This window comes from Ensifer adhaerens, from assembly GCF_002940685.1.
GTDB classification, from domain to species: Bacteria; Pseudomonadota; Alphaproteobacteria; order Rhizobiales; family Rhizobiaceae; genus Ensifer; species Ensifer adhaerens_E.
This window is the reverse complement of sequence record NZ_PNFP01000001.1, coordinates 107452-123392: the sequence shown is the minus strand read 5'-3', so window position 1 is coordinate 123392 and position 15941 is coordinate 107452. Positions and strand designations below refer to the sequence as shown.

Annotated in this window: 18 protein-coding genes and 1 other RNA gene; 9 read left to right on the top strand and 10 right to left on the bottom strand. The window is 64.1% G+C overall.

What is annotated here, in order from left to right; all coding sequences use genetic code 11:
- Positions 1-29: 29 nt before the first annotated feature.
- From C1A35_RS00635 to ffs, 5 genes are all read right to left on the bottom strand, one after another.
- Positions 30-1322: a lytic murein transglycosylase gene (locus C1A35_RS00635; protein ID WP_104662893.1), complete on the bottom strand. Its 1293-nt coding sequence runs from the start codon at positions 1320-1322 to the stop codon at positions 30-32.
- Between the two features lie 10 nt (positions 1323-1332).
- Positions 1333-1938, bottom strand: a complete 606-nt coding sequence (recR, locus tag C1A35_RS00630) for a recombination mediator RecR (protein WP_104662452.1) — start codon at positions 1936-1938, stop codon at positions 1333-1335.
- Between the two features lie 162 nt (positions 1939-2100).
- Complete coding sequence (locus tag C1A35_RS00625) at positions 2101-2424, bottom strand: YbaB/EbfC family nucleoid-associated protein (RefSeq protein ID WP_029742357.1); 324 nt, start codon at positions 2422-2424, stop codon at positions 2101-2103.
- Between the two features lie 39 nt (positions 2425-2463).
- Positions 2464-4332, bottom strand: a complete 1869-nt coding sequence (locus C1A35_RS00620) for a DNA polymerase III subunit gamma/tau (RefSeq protein ID WP_104662451.1) — start codon at positions 4330-4332, stop codon at positions 2464-2466.
- Between the two features lie 45 nt (positions 4333-4377).
- An RNA gene (gene ffs / locus C1A35_RS00615) (signal recognition particle sRNA small type) lies at positions 4378-4475 on the bottom strand.
- Positions 4476-4586: 111 nt separating this feature from the next.
- Between ffs and C1A35_RS00610 the strand changes: the two genes are divergently transcribed.
- The 4 genes from C1A35_RS00610 (at position 4587) to C1A35_RS00595 (ending at position 7159) form a co-directional block, all read left to right on the top strand.
- Positions 4587-4991: an HIT family protein gene (locus C1A35_RS00610; RefSeq protein ID WP_104662450.1), complete on the top strand. Its 405-nt coding sequence runs from the start codon at positions 4587-4589 to the stop codon at positions 4989-4991.
- Positions 4992-4993: 2 nt separating this feature from the next.
- A complete protein-coding gene (nudC, locus tag C1A35_RS00605; RefSeq protein WP_104662449.1) occupies positions 4994-5974 on the top strand; it encodes an NAD(+) diphosphatase in 981 nt (326 codons plus the stop codon).
- A 28-nt stretch (positions 5975-6002) separates the two neighbouring features.
- Positions 6003-6710: a helix-turn-helix transcriptional regulator gene (locus tag C1A35_RS00600; protein ID WP_104662448.1), complete on the top strand. Its 708-nt coding sequence runs from the start codon at positions 6003-6005 to the stop codon at positions 6708-6710.
- Positions 6711-6790: 80 nt separating this feature from the next.
- Positions 6791-7159, top strand: a complete 369-nt coding sequence (locus C1A35_RS00595; RefSeq protein WP_104662447.1) for a VOC family protein — start codon at positions 6791-6793, stop codon at positions 7157-7159.
- A 67-nt stretch (positions 7160-7226) separates the two neighbouring features.
- On the opposite strand, the gene C1A35_RS00590 is transcribed toward C1A35_RS00595, so the two are convergent.
- From C1A35_RS00590 to C1A35_RS00580, 3 genes are all read right to left on the bottom strand, one after another.
- Entirely contained in the window at positions 7227-7364 is a 138-nt protein-coding gene (locus tag C1A35_RS00590; RefSeq protein WP_064817013.1) for a DUF1127 domain-containing protein, read from the bottom strand.
- 449 nt (positions 7365-7813) lie between these two features.
- A complete protein-coding gene (locus tag C1A35_RS00585; RefSeq protein WP_104662446.1) occupies positions 7814-8668 on the bottom strand; it encodes a prephenate dehydratase in 855 nt (284 codons plus the stop codon).
- Positions 8669-8694: 26 nt separating this feature from the next.
- Complete coding sequence (locus tag C1A35_RS00580; protein ID WP_104662445.1) at positions 8695-9450, bottom strand: 3-deoxy-manno-octulosonate cytidylyltransferase; 756 nt, start codon at positions 9448-9450, stop codon at positions 8695-8697.
- A 156-nt stretch (positions 9451-9606) separates the two neighbouring features.
- On the opposite strand from C1A35_RS00580, the gene C1A35_RS00575 reads away from it, so the two are divergent.
- A complete protein-coding gene (locus tag C1A35_RS00575; RefSeq protein WP_104662444.1) occupies positions 9607-10278 on the top strand; it encodes a c-type cytochrome in 672 nt (223 codons plus the stop codon).
- Between the two features lie 142 nt (positions 10279-10420).
- Here the strand turns inward: C1A35_RS00575 and C1A35_RS00570 are convergent, their stop codons facing one another.
- Positions 10421-11365 (bottom strand): AEC family transporter, encoded by a 945-nt coding sequence (locus tag C1A35_RS00570; RefSeq protein ID WP_104662443.1) that lies wholly within the window; start codon positions 11363-11365, stop codon positions 10421-10423.
- 119 nt (positions 11366-11484) lie between these two features.
- Here C1A35_RS00570 and C1A35_RS00565 point away from each other — a divergent pair, with 119 nt between their 5' ends.
- From C1A35_RS00565 to C1A35_RS00550, 4 genes are all read left to right on the top strand, one after another.
- On the top strand, positions 11485-11766 hold the full coding sequence (locus tag C1A35_RS00565) for a BON domain-containing protein (RefSeq protein ID WP_104662442.1): 282 nt from the start codon (positions 11485-11487) through the stop codon (positions 11764-11766).
- Positions 11767-12019: 253 nt separating this feature from the next.
- Positions 12020-13216 carry a CmlA/FloR family chloramphenicol efflux MFS transporter gene (gene cml, locus C1A35_RS00560; RefSeq protein ID WP_104662441.1) on the top strand — a complete coding sequence of 399 codons (1197 nt, stop codon included), beginning with the start codon at positions 12020-12022 and terminating at the stop codon, positions 13214-13216.
- Positions 13217-13320: 104 nt separating this feature from the next.
- Positions 13321-14127 (top strand): MerR family transcriptional regulator, encoded by an 807-nt coding sequence (locus C1A35_RS00555; protein WP_104662440.1) that lies wholly within the window; start codon positions 13321-13323, stop codon positions 14125-14127.
- A 40-nt stretch (positions 14128-14167) separates the two neighbouring features.
- Positions 14168-15097, top strand: a complete 930-nt coding sequence (locus C1A35_RS00550; RefSeq protein ID WP_104662439.1) for a hypothetical protein — start codon at positions 14168-14170, stop codon at positions 15095-15097.
- Positions 15098-15235: 138 nt separating this feature from the next.
- On the opposite strand, the gene C1A35_RS00545 is transcribed toward C1A35_RS00550, so the two are convergent.
- Positions 15236-15928 carry an aspartate/glutamate racemase family protein gene (locus C1A35_RS00545; RefSeq protein ID WP_104662892.1) on the bottom strand — a complete coding sequence of 231 codons (693 nt, stop codon included), beginning with the start codon at positions 15926-15928 and terminating at the stop codon, positions 15236-15238.
- Positions 15929-15941: the final 13 nt, after the last annotated feature.

The window sequence follows — 15941 nt, the reverse complement described above, 5'->3', positions numbered from 1 at the left end:
CGGGAAGTCAGCGCCTTGGCTGCGATGACCTAGCGCAGCTTCGCCTTCAGCGAGGCATCGGGGAAGCAGGTGGCGGCAAGGCCGCTCTTTGCCTGCCAGTCGCCGAGCGAACGACGGGTCTTGTAGCCGGGAAGGCCATCGACCTTGCCGACATCATAGCCCTTGGCGACGAGCGCCTTCTGCATCTTCAGGACGTCCGAGCGCAGCATGTTGCCGACATCGCCCCACGTCCCACGGAAGGCGCCGCCGCCGGTCGCGATGCGGTCGGCGAGGTTGCCGATGAACAGTGCGTAGAGGTCGGAGTTGTTGTACTCCTTGAGCACGTAGAAATTCGGCGTGACGATGAATTCCGGCCCGTGCCGGCCGGCCGGCACCAGCATCATCGAGGATGCCGAAAGTTCGTGCGACGGGAAGGCCTTGCCGGAAATCCTGACGATGCCCTTGTTTGCCCAGCTGGACAGAGGCTGGGCGAGATCCGGCCCTTCCTGGGCGCAGGAGACGGCGTCGGGGATCGACACCTCGAAGCCCCAGTCGCGGCCGCGCTGCCAGCCTTTCTTGACGAGATAGTTGGCGATCGACGCCAGGCTGTCGGGCACCGAATTCCAGATATCGCGCCGGCCGTCGCCGTCGAAATCGACGGCATACTGCAGGAAGCTCGACGGCATGAACTGCGGCTGGCCCATGGCGCCGGCCCAGGAGCCGCGCATCGCCGCCTCGTCGACATCGCCGCTGTCGAGAATGTGCAGCGCCGCGATCAGTTCACGGCGGAAGAGATCCGGCCGCGTCGACATAAAGGCCTTGGTCGCGAGCACGTCTACGACCGGATAGGGGATCTTGGCGCGGCCAAAGCCGGATTCGCGGCCCCAGATGGCGACGATCACCGAGGCCGGAACGCCGTAGGTGCGCTCGATCTTCTTCAGGGTCGAGGCATGGGTGGAGGCAAGGCTGCGGCCGGTTGCTGCCAGACCCTGCAAGCGCTTTTCCGAGAAGTAGCTGCCGGGCGAGGAAAACTCAGCCTGGCTCTGCTTCTGCTCCTTGGGCTTCGGAAAGCCGGGCGGCGCCAGGTCCGGCAGGTCCCAGTTGAGCTTCACATCGGCAAAGGCCGCCTTGAAGGATCCGGCGGAAATGCCTGATTTCTGCGCTTCCGGCCAGAGTTCGTTCTGAAGCCAGACGCGAAACTGCGCTTCGACATCCGCCTTGGTGGCGGCGTGCGCGGGAAGGTGAAGAGCGAGGAACGCGGCGACAGCTGCAAGGAGGCGCGCGGGGCGCTTACCCCTTGCACGACCGGCAAGCGATGAACGGACAAGTGACTTCAAACGCATCGGCATCCCTTCAGATCGAGGTGCGGGCGCGAAGGGCGGCTGCCAGCGTGCCCTCGTCGAGATAGTCGAGTTCGCCGCCGACCGGCACGCCATGGGCAAGCCGGGTGATCTTCACCTCCAAGCCTTCGAGCTGGTCGGTGATGTAGTGCGCCGTGGTCTGGCCCTCGACGGTGGCGTTGACGGCGATGATCAGCTCGCGCACGCCGCCATTGGCGACGCGTTGAACGAGGCCTTTGATGTTGAGATCGTCAGGGCCGACACCATCGAGCGGCGAGAGCGTGCCGCCGAGCACGTGGTAGGCGGCGTTCATCGCGCCGGCGCGCTCCAGTGCCCAGAGATCGGACACGTCCTCGACAACGATGAGCACGGAGTGGTCGCGACGCTCGTCCGAACAAACGGTGCAGGGATCGATCGTATCGACATTGCCGCAGCAGGAACAGATGCGGACCTTGCGGTGCGCTTCGCCCATCGCGTCGGCGAGCGGACCCAGCAACTGGTCCTTCTTCTTGACGAGATGCAGGGCCGCGCGCCGTGCGGAGCGTGGCCCGAGCCCCGGCACTTTCGCCAGGAGCTGGATGAGTTTTTCGATTTCGGGGCCGGTGACTCGTTTTGCCATGCGGCGCTTTTAGCCCATATCGCCCCGAAACGGAATCGTCTTCGAAACACCCGCGCGCGAAGCGGCGGGTGTCGACGCGGTACGCGGCGGCTGTCACAGCCGCCGCGCGAATGCTGCGGGCGGCGGACCGCTCCGCTTCCCGAACCTAATGCCTGGAGGCGATCAGAACGGCAGCTTCATGCCGGGTGGGATCGGCAGGCCGGCGGTCAGCTCGCGGGTCTTTTCCGCCTGGACGGCTTCGGCCTTGTCCTTGGCGTCCTTGTGGGCGGCGACGATCAGGTCTTCGAGGATCTCGACGTCATCTTCCTTGAACAGCGAGGGGTCAATCTTCAGGCTCTTGAGCGTGCCCTTGCCGTCGAGACGGACGGTGACGAGGCCACCGCCGGAGGTGCCGTCGACTTCGAGAGCGGCGATTTCCGCCTGCATCTTCTCCATCTTGGCCTGCATTTCCTTGACCTTGCCCATCATCCCCATGATGTCGCGCATCGTCGTCTCCTGTTTTTCTGTTTCTGCTCGCAGACGGGATTATTCGATATCGTCGCCGGGGACGATATCACCGTCGGCGGATTCGGCTGTGGCCGGAGCCTGGCTCTCGACCTCTTCTTCAACGGCGCGAATGCGCACGTCGGTGATCTTGGCGCCCGGGAAGCGGGCGAGGATGGCGGCGACATCCGGGTCCTGGCGCGCGTCGTTGACGCGCTGCTCCTGCGCCCGCTGCTCGGCCTCGATCAGCGTCGGCTCACCGGCCTCGCGGCTGTAGCTGACGATCCAGTGGATGCCGGTCCATTCCTTGAGCTTGACGGCCACCTCGCCAAGCAGCGTCTTCGGCGCGTCGTCCGACACGTTGACGTCAAGACGGCCGGGCTCGATCCGCACGAGCCGCAGGAAGCCGCGCACCAGCGTCTTCAGCTTGATGTCGCGGTTCTTGGCGCAGAGGTCGGCGATATCAGCGATCGAATTGACCGAAACCGACGGCTGCGGCTTGGCCGCAGGAGCCAGCGCAGGTCGCTCCTCGATACGGCCGACGGTGACGGGCTCGGGTGCTGTGCTCGGCACGGCGCGCAGCATGGTCGCGCCGTTGCTCGTCGGGCGCTGCACCGGCATCGCCTGGGTGGCCTGGGCCGAAATCGAACCAGAGGCGGAAGCCTGCGCGCCGCCGCCATTGCCACCACTCGGCCCGGGGCGGGCGCCGCCGCCTTCATTGCCGGAGAGTTCCAGCAACCGCCGTGCCGCCTCTTCGGGCGCCGGCAGATGGGCCGCATGCGCCAGGCGGATCAGCACCATTTCGGCCGCACCCGCCGGGCGCGACGAGCTTTCCGCTTCCGGAATGCCCTTCAAGAGCATCTGCCAGATGCGCGACAGCGCGGTGACCGCGACGCTTTCGGCAAAGACGGTGCCACGGGTGCGCTCGATCTCGCTCAAGGACTGGTCGTTGACCGCCTCCGGCACGTATTTCATGCGGGTGACGAGATGGGTGAAATCGGCAAGGTCGGTCAATACGACCGTCGGATTGGCGCCGGCCTCGTATTGCGCCGTGAATTCCTGAAGTGCGGCGGCGACATCACCTTTGACGACGTGCTCGAAGAGATCGACGATGCGGGCGCGGTCGGCAAGGCCGAGCATCGAACGCACGGTTTCGACCTCGACGGCGCCGCCACCATGGGCAATCGCCTGGTCGAGCAGCGACAGGCCGTCGCGTGCCGAGCCTTCCGCCGCGCGTGCGACCATCGCAAGCGCTTCCGGGTCGAAGGACACGCCTTCCTTGCCGAGGATCGTCGAAAACAGGCCGACGAGGTCGGAGGCGCTGATGCGGCGCAGGTCGAAGCGCTGGCAGCGCGACAGCACCGTGATCGGCACTTTACGGATTTCGGTTGTGGCGAAGATGAACTTCACATGCTCGGGCGGCTCTTCGAGCGTCTTCAACAGGCCGTTGAAGGCCTGGGTCGACAGCATGTGCACTTCGTCGATGATGTAGACTTTGTAGCGCGCCGAAACCGGACGGTAGCGGACCTGCTCGATGATTTCGCGGATATCGTCGATGCCGGTATGCGAGGCGGCGTCCATCTCGATGACGTCGACATGCCGGCCATCCATGATCGCCTGGCAATGTTCGCCGGGAACGCGCAGATCGATCGTCGGCCGGTCGATGTCCGGCGTCTTGTAATTGAGCGCGCGGGCAAGGATGCGGGCGGTGGTGGTCTTGCCGACCCCGCGCACCCCGGTCAGCATGTAGGCCTGGGCGATACGGCCGGTCTCGAACGCGTTGGTGAGCGTGCGCACCATCGGTTCCTGGCCGACCATCAGGTCGGAGAAGTCCTTGGGGCGGTACTTGCGCGCCAGAACACGGTAGGCGGCTGGTTTCTCAACGGATGAAATGGACGTGTCGTCGCTCATCGACCCTGCCGCTGTTCGAACTCGTGTCCCGACAGGACGGAGAAGGTGGGAGGCTGGCACGATGACCCGTGCCGGAGCTCGTTGGGGCTGCTTCCTTCCGGACCTGACCCGGTTGGCGAGTGGCTCGTCCACCACCAACCTCCCGGCTTCCATATCGGCAATATCGAAAGCAAATGCAAGCCAAGCCATCAAAAAACTGATATCGATATGCAAAACAAGGCGAATCCGCCATTCTCTCGCCCGAGGAGACCCAGTTGACGACCTTCACTCTCGACGAGCGGCTCGAGCGCGACGGCATTCCGATCGCCTCGATCGGGCTTTGCCAGATGCGGCTGATGAACGACCGCCGCTGGCCCTGGCTCGTGCTCATCCCCCAGCGTGAAGGCATTTCGGAGGTCTTCGACCTCACCCCGCTCGACCAGACGATGCTGACCTTCGAAACGAACATGGCGGCGGCCGCACTAAAGAAGGTCACCGGCGCCGAGAAGATCAATATCGGCGCCTTGGGCAACATCGTCCGGCAGCTTCATGTGCATATCATCGCCCGCAACGACGGCGACCCGAACTGGCCGGGGCCGGTCTGGGGTTTCGGCAAGCCGGAGCCGTGGGACGAGAAAGAGCATCAGACCTTCGCAGCGCGCATTCTGGAAAACCTCTGAACATGACGAAATCGATCTTTGACCTTCGCAGCCCACATCCAGAGCCAAGCACCCTCGTTGCCTTCTCGGAGAATCATCTGGACCGCCAGTCGGAGCACCGGGCCGACGATTGCGTCGAGGTGGCTCTGAAGCACCCGGGCGCGCATTTCCTGGCCTTCTCCGGATCGAAGCTCATCGTCAAACATGACGAAAAGATCATCGATCCGCTGTTTGCGCCCTACGAACTCGAAGGGCTGGAACCGGTTCTCGACGAGACGATCCTGCTCGGCTACCTGCCGAACGGCGAGCCGCGGCTGGCCGTGCCGACGGGCCTGACCGAAGAGACGATCACCGAGCCCTTCAAGATCGCCGACGGACGGACGCTCTATCGCCAGCAGATGCTGCCGGAGGAACTGCTCGGCCAGTTCGCGCAAGGCTCGAGCCTGATTACCTGGAACGCCAACAACCGCTTCTGCGGCCGCTGCGCCGGCCCGATGGAAGGCAAGGCCGGCGGCTATCGCCGCGTCTGCACGGCCTGCGGCAGCATGGTCTTCCCGCGCACCGACCCTGTCGTCATCATGATGACGATCGACCTCGAACGCGATCTTTGCCTGCTCGGCCGCAGCCCGCATTTCGCACCGGGCATGTATTCCTGCCTTGCCGGCTTCGTCGAGCCGGGCGAAACGATCGAAAACGCCGTGCGGCGCGAAACCCACGAGGAATCCGGCATCCATATCGGCCGGGTGCGCTACCATGCCTCGCAACCCTGGCCCATGCCGCACACGCTGATGATCGGCTGCTATGCCGAGGCGAAATCGACGGTGATCAAACGCGACGAGCAGGAGCTGGAAGACGTACGCTGGTTCACGCGCGACGAAACGATCGCGATGCTCGAAAGGTCGACCGGCGTCGCCGACACCGGCGACGCGCATATTCCGCCGCCGAAAGGCGCGATCGCGCACCAGCTGATGCGCGACTGGCTCGCCTGGAGCGAGCGGACCTGAACCCGACCGGTTACGAGGAGGTCCAACCTTGTCCCGCTCCGAACGGCTGCTCGATCTTCTGCAGGTTCTCCGGCGCTACCGCCAGCCGGTGAGCGGCCAGCGACTGGCGGAAGAAACCGGTGTCAGCCTCAGAACGCTCTACCGCGACATCGCCAGCCTGCAGGCCCAGGGCGCTGATATCGAGGGCGAACCGGGGCTCGGCTATGTGCTCAAACCCGGCTTCATGCTGCCGCCGATGATGTTTTCGGCCGAGGAGATCGAGGCGCTGGTGCTCGGCTCGCGCTGGGTGTCGAAGCGCACCGACGACGATCTCGCGGGCGCTGCGGCGAACGCGCTTGCCAAGATCGCCGCCGTGCTGCCCGCCGAGCTTCGCGAGGAGCTCGACAGCTCGACCTTGCTTGTCGGGCCAAGCCCGCCGGCCACCAACGGCATCGATATCGCCGCGCTTAGGCGCGCGATCCGCAACGAACGCAAGGTGGAGCTCGACTACGTCGACAATGACGGCACCCCGACGCAGCGCACCATCTGGCCCTTCGCGCTCGGCTTCTTCGAGAACGTCCGCATGGTCATGGCCTGGTGCGAGCTGCGCTTGGACTTCCGGCACTTTCGCGCCGACCGTATGCAGCGGATGACGGTGACGGAGGCGCGTTATCCCCGACGCCGTCAGGTGCTGATGAAGGACTGGCGCGCGAGCCAAAACATGACGACGTCGAGCCGGCAGAAGGTCGGCTCCTGACGCCGGCTTTCGCGGCGATGCTGACAGAAATTGGCAGCCACCACGCCTAGCCTGAACTTCCGGCAACAAGGAGGAAGACCATGGCCAAGGCAAATCTCATCGTTCTCTATGTCAAAGACCCGCTGGCGAGCGTAACGTTCTACCGCAAAGTGCTCGAACAGCAGCCGCTGGTCGAATATCAGACCTTCTCGTCCTTCGAGCTGCCCGGGGGCTTCACGCTCGGGCTCTGGGCCGAGCATACGGTCGCGCCGGAGCCGGCGGCATCGGGCAGCCGGTCGGAACTGGCATTCATGGTGGAGGACGAGAGCGCGGTGCGCGCACATTACGAGGACTGGAAGGGGAAAGGCCTGCCGATTGCGCAGGAATTGACCGAGATGGATTTCGGTCCGACGTTCGTCGCGCTCGATCCGGATGGGCACCGGCTGCGCGTTTGCCTCTTTGATTCGTGATCGAGGGGGCATGCGGCGCGCATCCCGCCAGCGTGAGTGACGCGGCGGGATGCGCGAATGGCGCTGATTAGCGGCCGTAAACGGCGGCCTGGATCTGCGAACGGGACAGACCGATGTCGCTCAGTGCGTGATCGTCGAGAGCGTTCAGCTCGCGGATCGCACGGCGGGTCTTCGCATATTCCATGATCTTCTGACGGATCTTCATCTTTAACACTCCTTACTTGACGAGCGTCAAATAGGCATTTGCCTAAAATTTGTGTAGCGCCACGATTGCAAACTAGGCATGCGCCAGACGCGTAGCCGGTTAACGAATTTTTGCCACTTTTGTCTCCGGCAGAGAGCGGCAAAGCCAATGATTCTCTCGGAAAATCGCCGTGAGCATCACGCCCATGACTTGGGCGCCCGCACGGAACAATGTTGGCCAGATGGCGGGTCCAGGAAAGCGCGAAGCGGCGAGACCACAACCACAGGATTCATGCTGATCAGAAATCAGGCGCAGACTGCGCTTGCGCCCATGCTCGAGAGCACAGGTTTCCGACGTCGACCGCGCCAAGCGGATCGACGCGCGGCAGCCAATCCCGCGGTTTCAACGACGCCGACGAGGCTTGCCTGCGCAAGCCTCGTTTCAAGATCGTGGCGTCGGAACATGCTTGTTCAGAGCACGCCGCGCATCGGGTGCGCCTTGTAGGTGCCGAGGATGCGGACCTTTTCGGAGAAGAAGCGAAGCTCGTCCATGGCGTGGCGAACGCCGACATCATCCGGATGCCCCTCGATATCGGCATAGAACTGGGTTGCAACGAACTTGCCGCCGAGCTGGTAGCTCTCGAGCTTGGTCATGTTGATGCCGTTGGTGGCGAAGCCGCCCATGGCCTTGTAGAGCGCCGCCGGAATGTTGCGGACATTGAACACGAACGTCGTGATGATCAGTTCGTCGTCCGCCGCGCGCGCGGCGCGAACTTCCTCGCGCGAGAGCACGACGAAGCGGGTGACGTTGCTTTCGGTATCCTCGACATTCTCGGCGATGATTTCGAGGCCATAGAGATCGGCGGCAAGCCGCGGCGCGAGCGCTGCCATCGTGCGGTCGCCCTTTTCCGAGACGAGCTTGGCCGCACCGGCCGTGTCGCCGGCGACCACCGGCTTCCAGCCATTGGAGCGGACGATCTTGCGGCACTGGCCGAGTGCATGGATATGGCTGTGCACGGTGCGGATTTCGTCGCGGGTGACACCGGGCAGCACCATCAGCTGGAAGCGGATCGGCATGAAATACTCGCCGACGATGTGCAGCCGCGATTCCGGCAAGAGGTGATGGATGTCAGCGACGCGGCCGGCGATCGTGTTCTCGATCGGGATCATCGCCAGATCGGCGTCGCCGTTCTCGACCGCGACGAACGCATCCTCGAAGGTCTGGCAGGGCAGCGGCTCCATCGACGGGAACATGTCGCGGCAGGCCATGTCGGAATTGGCGCCATAGTCGCCCTGGAAGGAAATCCTGTTGGTCTTGACGGTCACGGTAGCGTCCTTCTCGGGTTCGGATATCAGCGGATACGGGCGGACAGGATGCGGCGGGCTTTTTCCAGCTCCACCGGTGTGTCGACGCCGAGGGGAACCGAATCGACGATCTCGACGTCGATGCGCATGCCGGCTTCGAGCGCACGCAACTGCTCCAGCGATTCGCGCCGTTCGAGCACGGAGGGCTGAAGCGAGACGAAGCGTTCCAGCGCCTGCCGCCTATAGGCGTAGAGGCCGATGTGGTGATAGAGCGGCCCCTCGCCGTGCGGTGCGGTCGCGCGGGTAAAGTAAAGCGCACGCAGGCGCGTGTCCGAAAGCGGCGAGCCGACGACCTTGACGATGTTCGGATTGGTCTTTTCGCTCTCTTCGGTGATCGCCACGGTCAGCGTTGCGATATCGGTAGCGGCATTCTCAAGCGGATTGAGCGCCGCACGGATCGACGCTGGCTCGACCGTCGGCAGGTCGCCCTGCACGTTGATGACGATATCGGCCTCGCCGGTCGCATCGGCCTTCTGCAGCGCTTCGTAGATCCGGTCGGAGCCGGACTGGTGGTCGATGCGGGTCATGATCGCGTCGAAGCCGGCGTCGCGCACCACGTCAAACACCTGCTGATCGTCGACGGCAACGACGACGCGGCCGACGTCCGCTTCCTGGGCGCGGCTGGCGACCTGGACGATCATCGGCAGGCCGCAAATGTCGGCGAGCGGCTTTCCGGGCAGGCGTGTCGAGGCCATGCGCGCCGGAATGAGCACGATGACTTTCCCTGAATTTTCGCGATTCATGATCTGGCCTTCAAAAACCCCGCTGAAAGTGTCAATAAGTCTCAGTTAGGGGCCGATAATCACTGTTGCAACGCAGAGCCAAAAGACATAGGTTCCGCGCGATTTCAAGATAGGCCGGGTTTTTGTTTGCGCCGGTGGCAAAGGGAGCGTTTGCAGATGAATTCATATGTGAACATGGGCGTGGGTGCCTTTCTGGGGACGGTCTTCGTTCTGATGTCCGTGTCCATTGCATCGGAAGGCATTTTCCACTCCGAAGCTCCCGAGAAGGAAGGCTTTGCGATCGTCGCCGAAGAAGGCACGGCTGAAGCCGGAGCCGGCGGTGCCGCGGAAGTCGAAGTCGACATCAAGCCGCTGCTGCTCACGGCCGACGCTGCTGCCGGCGAAGCCGTGTTCAAGAAATGCGCGAGCTGTCACACCGCCGACAAGGGCGGCGCAAACAAAGTCGGTCCGAACCTCTGGGGCCTCGTCAACCGCCCGATCGCTTCGCATGAGGGCTTCAGCTACTCGGCCGGCATGAAGACGTTTGCCGAAGGCGGCAAGGTCGTCTGGGACTACGATCACCTCAGCTACTTCATCGAAGCACCGAAGAAGCACGTTCCGGGCACCGCCATGGGCTTTGCCGGCGTCAAGAAGCCGGACGAGCGCGCCAACCTGATCGCATGGCTGCGCGAGCAGGCCGACGCTCCGGCAGCACTGCCGGACGCATCCGCCGGTTCTGCCGAAGCCGCTCCGGCTGCCGGTGCCGAAGGTGCAAAGCCGGCCGAAGGTGCGGCCGCTCCGGCAACCGAAGCCAAGCCCGCCGAAGGCCAGCCGACACCGGCTCAATAAATTCAGCGGTCGGAAACGATCCCATGCAAAAGGCCCGGCTTGCGCCGGGCCTTTTTCGTATTCGGGGATTGGCGGCGATGACCGGGCACGGGCGTCCGACCCAGCGCTTGCCCGCGAAACAGTTTGCCGGATTCGGTGGCAATCACATCAGCAGATAGGCCCAGACCGAAACGCTGACGACGCCGAGCGCGGTCGTCAGCGTGATCGTCGAGGACGCCAGCGCATGGCCGACATTGAAATGGTTGGCGATCAGCCAGGCGTTGACGCCCGTCGGCACCGCCGACGTCAGCACCAGCGCCGTCGTCCAGTTGTCGTTGAGGCCGAGCAGGTGGCAGCTCGCATAGACGACCGCCGGCATGACGACGAGTTTCAGGCCGCTGGTGACCGACGCGAGCCCGAGATTGCCGGCAAGGCCGTATTTATCCAACGCCATGCCGATCGAAATCAGCGCCGCGGGTGCTGCCATCGACGCCAGCTGATCGACGACGGTCTTGACCGGTCCGCCAAGCGGCTGGCCGACAAGATGAAAGGCGGCGCCGCAGGCAAGCCCGATCACCAGCGGGTTGCGCACCAGATTGCGGGCGACACCGGCCAGGAGCTGGAGCGGGCTTTGCCCCGGCTTGCCGCCGGCGCGCCGCTCCGCGCGCTCCATCAGCAGCGTCCCGGCAATCATCATGACCGGCAGATGCACGGAAAGCAGGATCGAGATCGCGACGATGCCCTCCTCGCCGACGATGCGCGACACCAGCGGCAGACCGATGAAGACGGTGTTGGCAAAGGCGGAGGAGACACCGGCAAGAACGCCCATGCGCGCGTCCCGCCCGAAGAGAAACGTTGCCGCCACGTGTCCCAACGTCCAGGTGACCGCGACGCCCGAGAAATAGGCGACCCAGAGCGGCCAGGGCGAACCGTCCTTGAAATCCGCCTCGGCGATCGTTCGGAACAACAGAATGGGCACGGCGACGCGAAAGACGAAATCGCCGAGCGCCTCGCCGACTGCCGGTTTCAGATAGCCCAGGCGCACGAGCAGCCAGCCGGCAAGGATCAGGATGAAGATGGGCAGGACGTTCTGGAAGATGTCGGACATGTGTGGGCCCTGGGATGGTCCTCCCAGCAATAGCCGCCTTCACGCCTGCGCCGCAAGCACGTGCGGACAAGGGAACCATCGGCAACCGCAGGCGTTCCGCAAGTGATGAGGAACGAGCCATGCCGACAGAGAAGCCCATCTACGCCCATCGGGACGACGACCCGCACCTCACCGACGATGCGCTTGCCGAGAAGGTGCTGCGCTACGTCCAGTATGCGGCGATGATCGATACGCGCGACATCTCGGTGATGGCGCTCGGCGGCGTCGTCGTGCTTTCCGGTCATGTGGCGCAGGTATCCGACATCGCCTGTGCCGGCGATGCGGCGGCCTCGGTGATCGGCGTCGTGAGCGTCGAGAACCGGCTCACCGTGACGCCGGGTACGGCCGAGACCGATACATGAACCGCAACGGCGGTGATTGCCGCGCGGCGGGCTGGATGATAGGACATGCGCCACCATGAGATATCGGCGTGGCCCGGCGTTGTCGCCAAGGGGCCGTCACAGGAGCCGCAGATGAGGACCGACCCGTCAGCAACCAGGTAAGCCGCAACAACGGTTGAATAAGTTGTTGCGGCGTCTGTCGGCTCACATTCAGAAGATTTGATGAAGTGGCAGATCGCCGCCGAATGTTTTTCATTTGCGCGGATGTTTCATCATGCCCGATCGTAATTCCCTCACCTGGTCCTATTCGCTGCCGGCAGCCCTGTTGCTGATGGCGCCCTTCGATATCCTGGCGTCGCTCGCCATGGACATCTACCTGCCTGTCGTGCCTAACATGCCGGCCATCCTCGGCACGTCGCCTGCTGTCGTCCAGCTCACGCTCAGCCTCTACATGCTGCTTTTGGGGCTGGGTCAGCTGCTGTTCGGTCCGCTGTCCGACCGCTTCGGCCGCCGTCCCGTTCTTCTCGCCGGCGCGACGCTGTTTGCGCTGGTGTCGCTGGCACTGGCCGCGACCACCTCGGCGCCGGTCTTCGTTGCCTTGCGGCTGATCCAGGCGGCCGGCGCCTCGGCCGCGCTGGTCGCGACCTTCGCCACCGTGCGCGACGTCTATGGCGCGCGCCCGGAGGGCGTGACCATCTATGGCCTCTTCAGCGCCATGCTCTCCTTCGTCCCGGCACTCGGACCGATTGCCGGCGCACTGATATCCGGCGCCTTCGGATGGCGGGCGATCTTCCTGACGCTCGGCGTGCTCGGCCTTGCAGCACTCGGCCAGGCCTTGCCGCGCTGGTCGGAAACCCGGCCCGACGCCGCGGCACCGGCAAAGCCGAGCTTCACGCGCATGCTTCGAAGCGGCGCCTTCTGGACCTATACGCTTGGCTTCAGCACGGCGATGGGCGCGTTTTTCGTGTTCTTCTCCACCGCGCCACGCATGCTCATCGATCGCGCCGGCTATTCGCAGCTCGGTTTCAGCCTGGCCTTCGCCACGGCCGCCGTCGTGATGATCATCACCACCCGCTTCGCCAGGGGCTTCGTCGCCCGCTACGGGACTTCCGGTTGCCTCGCCCGCGGCATGGCCCTGATCATCCTCGGCGGGCTGCTGCTGGCCGCAGGTGAAGTGCTGGCTTCCCCATCGTTCCAGACCTTCGTGCTGCCGATGTGGGTGATCGCCTTCGGCATCGTCATGAGCGCTTCGGTCACGGCCAACGGAGCGCTCAAGGCCTTCGACGCCATCGCCGGGACCGCCGTGGCGCTCTATTTCTCGATCCAGAGCCTGATCGTCAGCCTCGTCGGCACCGGCGCGGTGCTCCTGCTTGGCGGAGACACGGCCCGGCCGCTCGCCGGCTATTGCCTCGGCATGGCGACGATCACCCTGCTGGCGCTGGCGTTTCTCAACCGGCGCGAAAGGCGATAGCCTCGTGCCTTCCGGAGCGGTCGCCCGCTCCGGAAGGTTTTCAACCGGAAAGACGGCAAGATGGCTCTTGACCTCGCCCCTGGGGCGGGCCCCAGACTGATTTCATGACCGATTCCTATTTCCTTGCAGGTCGCTTCGGCGCCGCCACACGATTGTCGCCGAAAGCGCTCAGGCTTTATGCCGAGCAGGGCCTGCTGGTGCCCGCCCATGTCGACCCCGCAACCGGCTATCGCTATTACGCCGCCGCGCAGGCAGGCCGCGCCCGGCTGATTGCGCGGCTGCGGCAACTGGGCCTGCCGATCGCCCGCATCGCGCGGCTGATCGACCTTCAGCCCGATATTCGCCTGACGGAGTTGCGCGCCTGGCTGGAGGTGCAGAGCAAGCGGCTCGAGGATCAGCGCGAACTGGTGGAGGCGATCATCCGGCAATCGAAGGGCGGCGACGATCCGCTCGTTGCGACCGTCCGCGTTCGCGAAGTCGCGCCTTCGAAGATCGTCTATCGCCAGCACCATGTAACGGTGGACGCGCTCGAGACCTTCACCGAAAGCGCCGAGGCGGAGATCCGAGGCTATCTTGCGCAGTCGGGCAAGAGCGACGACGGGCCGATGACGCTCTATTTCCACGAGCCGGTCAATCACGACGGCAAGGGTCTGGTCGAGGTCGCGATCGGCTATGACGGCAGCCTCGAACCCGCAGGCGACCTGCGCATCCGCCTTCAGCCGGCGGGACGCGAAGCGTTCCTGGCGGTTCCTGAACCGCTCGAAACCTTTCCGGCCGTGCTTTGCGTCTATGACGCGATCGAAGCCTGGTTCGAGCAAAGCGACGATCTCGACTGCTTCGGCAGTCCCTACGAAATCTATCCCGGCAGCGGCGGTGCCCGCTTCGATGTCGCCTACCCCATCGTGCGCTAACTCCTCGCGCACGTTCCCCGATCACCCAAAGGACCAACCGATGCAGCACTTTTCCTATGTGGGCTCCGGCCCCTATTGCTACGCCAATTCCTTCGCGATGATGTTCGGCGAGGCAGCGCCCTCGACCGCGATCATTGAACTTGCCACCGGCAGCCCCTTCGGCATGCAGCTCGTCGGCGGCACGCTGCCGTTCTTCGACCCCTACGGCTGGGATCCGGAGGCCGGGTTCGACGGCGCGCTTCAGGCACTCGGCTGGACGTCGCAGGTCAAAAACGGCGGCGAGCCCGAGGACGCGCTTTCGCGCCTGCGCTCGGCGCTGAAGGATGGCCCCGTCTGGGTCGGTCCGGTGGAGATGGGGCATCTCCGGCACCAACCGGGCATGAACGGACCGATCGAAGCCGATCACTACGTCGTGGTCCTCGCCGTCGACGAGACGCGCGTGCTGATGCACGATCCGCAAGGCTATCCCTACGCCTCCCTGCCGCTCGGCGATTTCATGACCGCCTGGGGCGCCGAGACGCTCAGCTATGGCGAGCCCTACACCATGCGCTGGGGTTTTTCCCGCGTCGCCGACGTGAGCGAGGTCGAGGCGATCCGCGCCTCCGTGCCGGCGGCAATCCACTGGCTTTCGATGACGACGGATCGGCTGGTGCCGCTGGGCAGCCTTGGCAACGCTGACGCGGCAGAAGCGCTCGCCGTGCGGATCGAAAAAAATTGCGACAAGAACCTGCGTGCGCATCTTGTCCACTTCGCCGTTCGCGTCGGCGCCCGTCGCGCCGGCGACGCGGCATCCTGCCTGGCGCGGGCAGGCCTTGCCAAATCCGCTGCCATCGCCGGCGAACAGGCACGGCTGATCGGCGCGCTGCAGTATCCGCTGGTCCTGCGCAGGGATGCAGAGGCGGCCGAAAGCCTGCGCCTGCTGGCGCCGACCTACGACCGGCTGCTCGCCGCCCTGCAAAACGGAGACTGATCGCGGAAGCAGCACAATTCCGGACGGAAAACCGCTTCGCACTTTTCCTGGAATTAGTCTCTTAGGCCGCAATTCCGCGGAGTTATGTAGCAAATGCCACCAATGCCCGCTTCTGCCCCCAAAGCAGACAAGTGAAGACTATCTGAGCGAAGCTTCAAGCAGTGCGTCGATGTGAATTTCCATCGTATCCAGCGTCTTCAGGGGCAGCGGGATGCCATTTAACAGGAGCGGCAGCTCCGTGCAGCCCAACACCAGTGCATCAATTCCATGCTCGCCCCTCATCCGCTCCACAATGGCCAGGAATCTGGAACGAGTTTCGTCCTTGACGATGCCCCGTTCCAGTTCGCTTGCAATCTTCTCCGCGATATAGTCGATCTCCGGTGCGGCGGGCGCAATCACTTCAATGCCGACTTCCCGAAACGGCTCCTTGAAGAAATCGGCCTCCATGGTGAAGCGCGTACCGAGCAAGCCGATACGGCCGACGGTCCGCCTCAGTGCTTCCTGGCGGGTTGCCTCGACGATACTGACCAGCCGAACGCTCGATTGCGCCTCCAACTCGCCGAAGACGATATGGGGCGTGTTGCCGGTCAGGGCGACAATCTCAGCCCCGGCAGCGATCAGGTTGTCAATACCCGCCAAGAGATAGGCGGTAAGCCCATCGTAATCCTTTGTCCGACAGAAGCGGAATACCTCAAAGACGTTGAGGCTTTCGATCGTCAGGTTGGGAAAGAAGTGCTCGCCGACCTGCTCATGTGCGGCATAGACCAGCTTTCGGTAGTAGAGCAGCGTGGACTCTGGCCCGATGCCACCGATAAGGCCCAATTTCTTCATCTGGAGCACCCCT

Coding starts and splice junctions, on each gene's coding strand:
- C1A35_RS00635 (WP_104662893.1), bottom strand. CDS start 1,322: ATGCGTTTGAAGTCACTTGTCCGTTCATCGCTTGCCGGTCGTGCAAGG.
- recR (WP_104662452.1), bottom strand. CDS start 1,938: ATGGCAAAACGAGTCACCGGCCCCGAAATCGAAAAACTCATCCAGCTC.
- C1A35_RS00625 (WP_029742357.1), bottom strand. CDS start 2,424: ATGCGCGACATCATGGGGATGATGGGCAAGGTCAAGGAAATGCAGGCC.
- C1A35_RS00620 (WP_104662451.1), bottom strand. CDS start 4,332: ATGAGCGACGACACGTCCATTTCATCCGTTGAGAAACCAGCCGCCTAC.
- nudC (WP_104662449.1), top strand. CDS start 4,994: ATGACGAAATCGATCTTTGACCTTCGCAGCCCACATCCAGAGCCAAGC.
- C1A35_RS00595 (WP_104662447.1), top strand. CDS start 6,791: ATGGCCAAGGCAAATCTCATCGTTCTCTATGTCAAAGACCCGCTGGCG.
- C1A35_RS00590 (WP_064817013.1), bottom strand. CDS start 7,364: ATGAAGATCCGTCAGAAGATCATGGAATATGCGAAGACCCGCCGTGCG.
- C1A35_RS00580 (WP_104662445.1), bottom strand. CDS start 9,450: ATGAATCGCGAAAATTCAGGGAAAGTCATCGTGCTCATTCCGGCGCGC.
- C1A35_RS00575 (WP_104662444.1), top strand. CDS start 9,607: ATGAATTCATATGTGAACATGGGCGTGGGTGCCTTTCTGGGGACGGTC.
- C1A35_RS00570 (WP_104662443.1), bottom strand. CDS start 11,365: ATGTCCGACATCTTCCAGAACGTCCTGCCCATCTTCATCCTGATCCTT.
- C1A35_RS00565 (WP_104662442.1), top strand. CDS start 11,485: ATGCCGACAGAGAAGCCCATCTACGCCCATCGGGACGACGACCCGCAC.
- cml (WP_104662441.1), top strand. CDS start 12,020: ATGCCCGATCGTAATTCCCTCACCTGGTCCTATTCGCTGCCGGCAGCC.
- C1A35_RS00555 (WP_104662440.1), top strand. CDS start 13,321: ATGACCGATTCCTATTTCCTTGCAGGTCGCTTCGGCGCCGCCACACGA.
- C1A35_RS00550 (WP_104662439.1), top strand. CDS start 14,168: ATGCAGCACTTTTCCTATGTGGGCTCCGGCCCCTATTGCTACGCCAAT.
- C1A35_RS00545 (WP_104662892.1), bottom strand. CDS start 15,928: ATGAAGAAATTGGGCCTTATCGGTGGCATCGGGCCAGAGTCCACGCTG.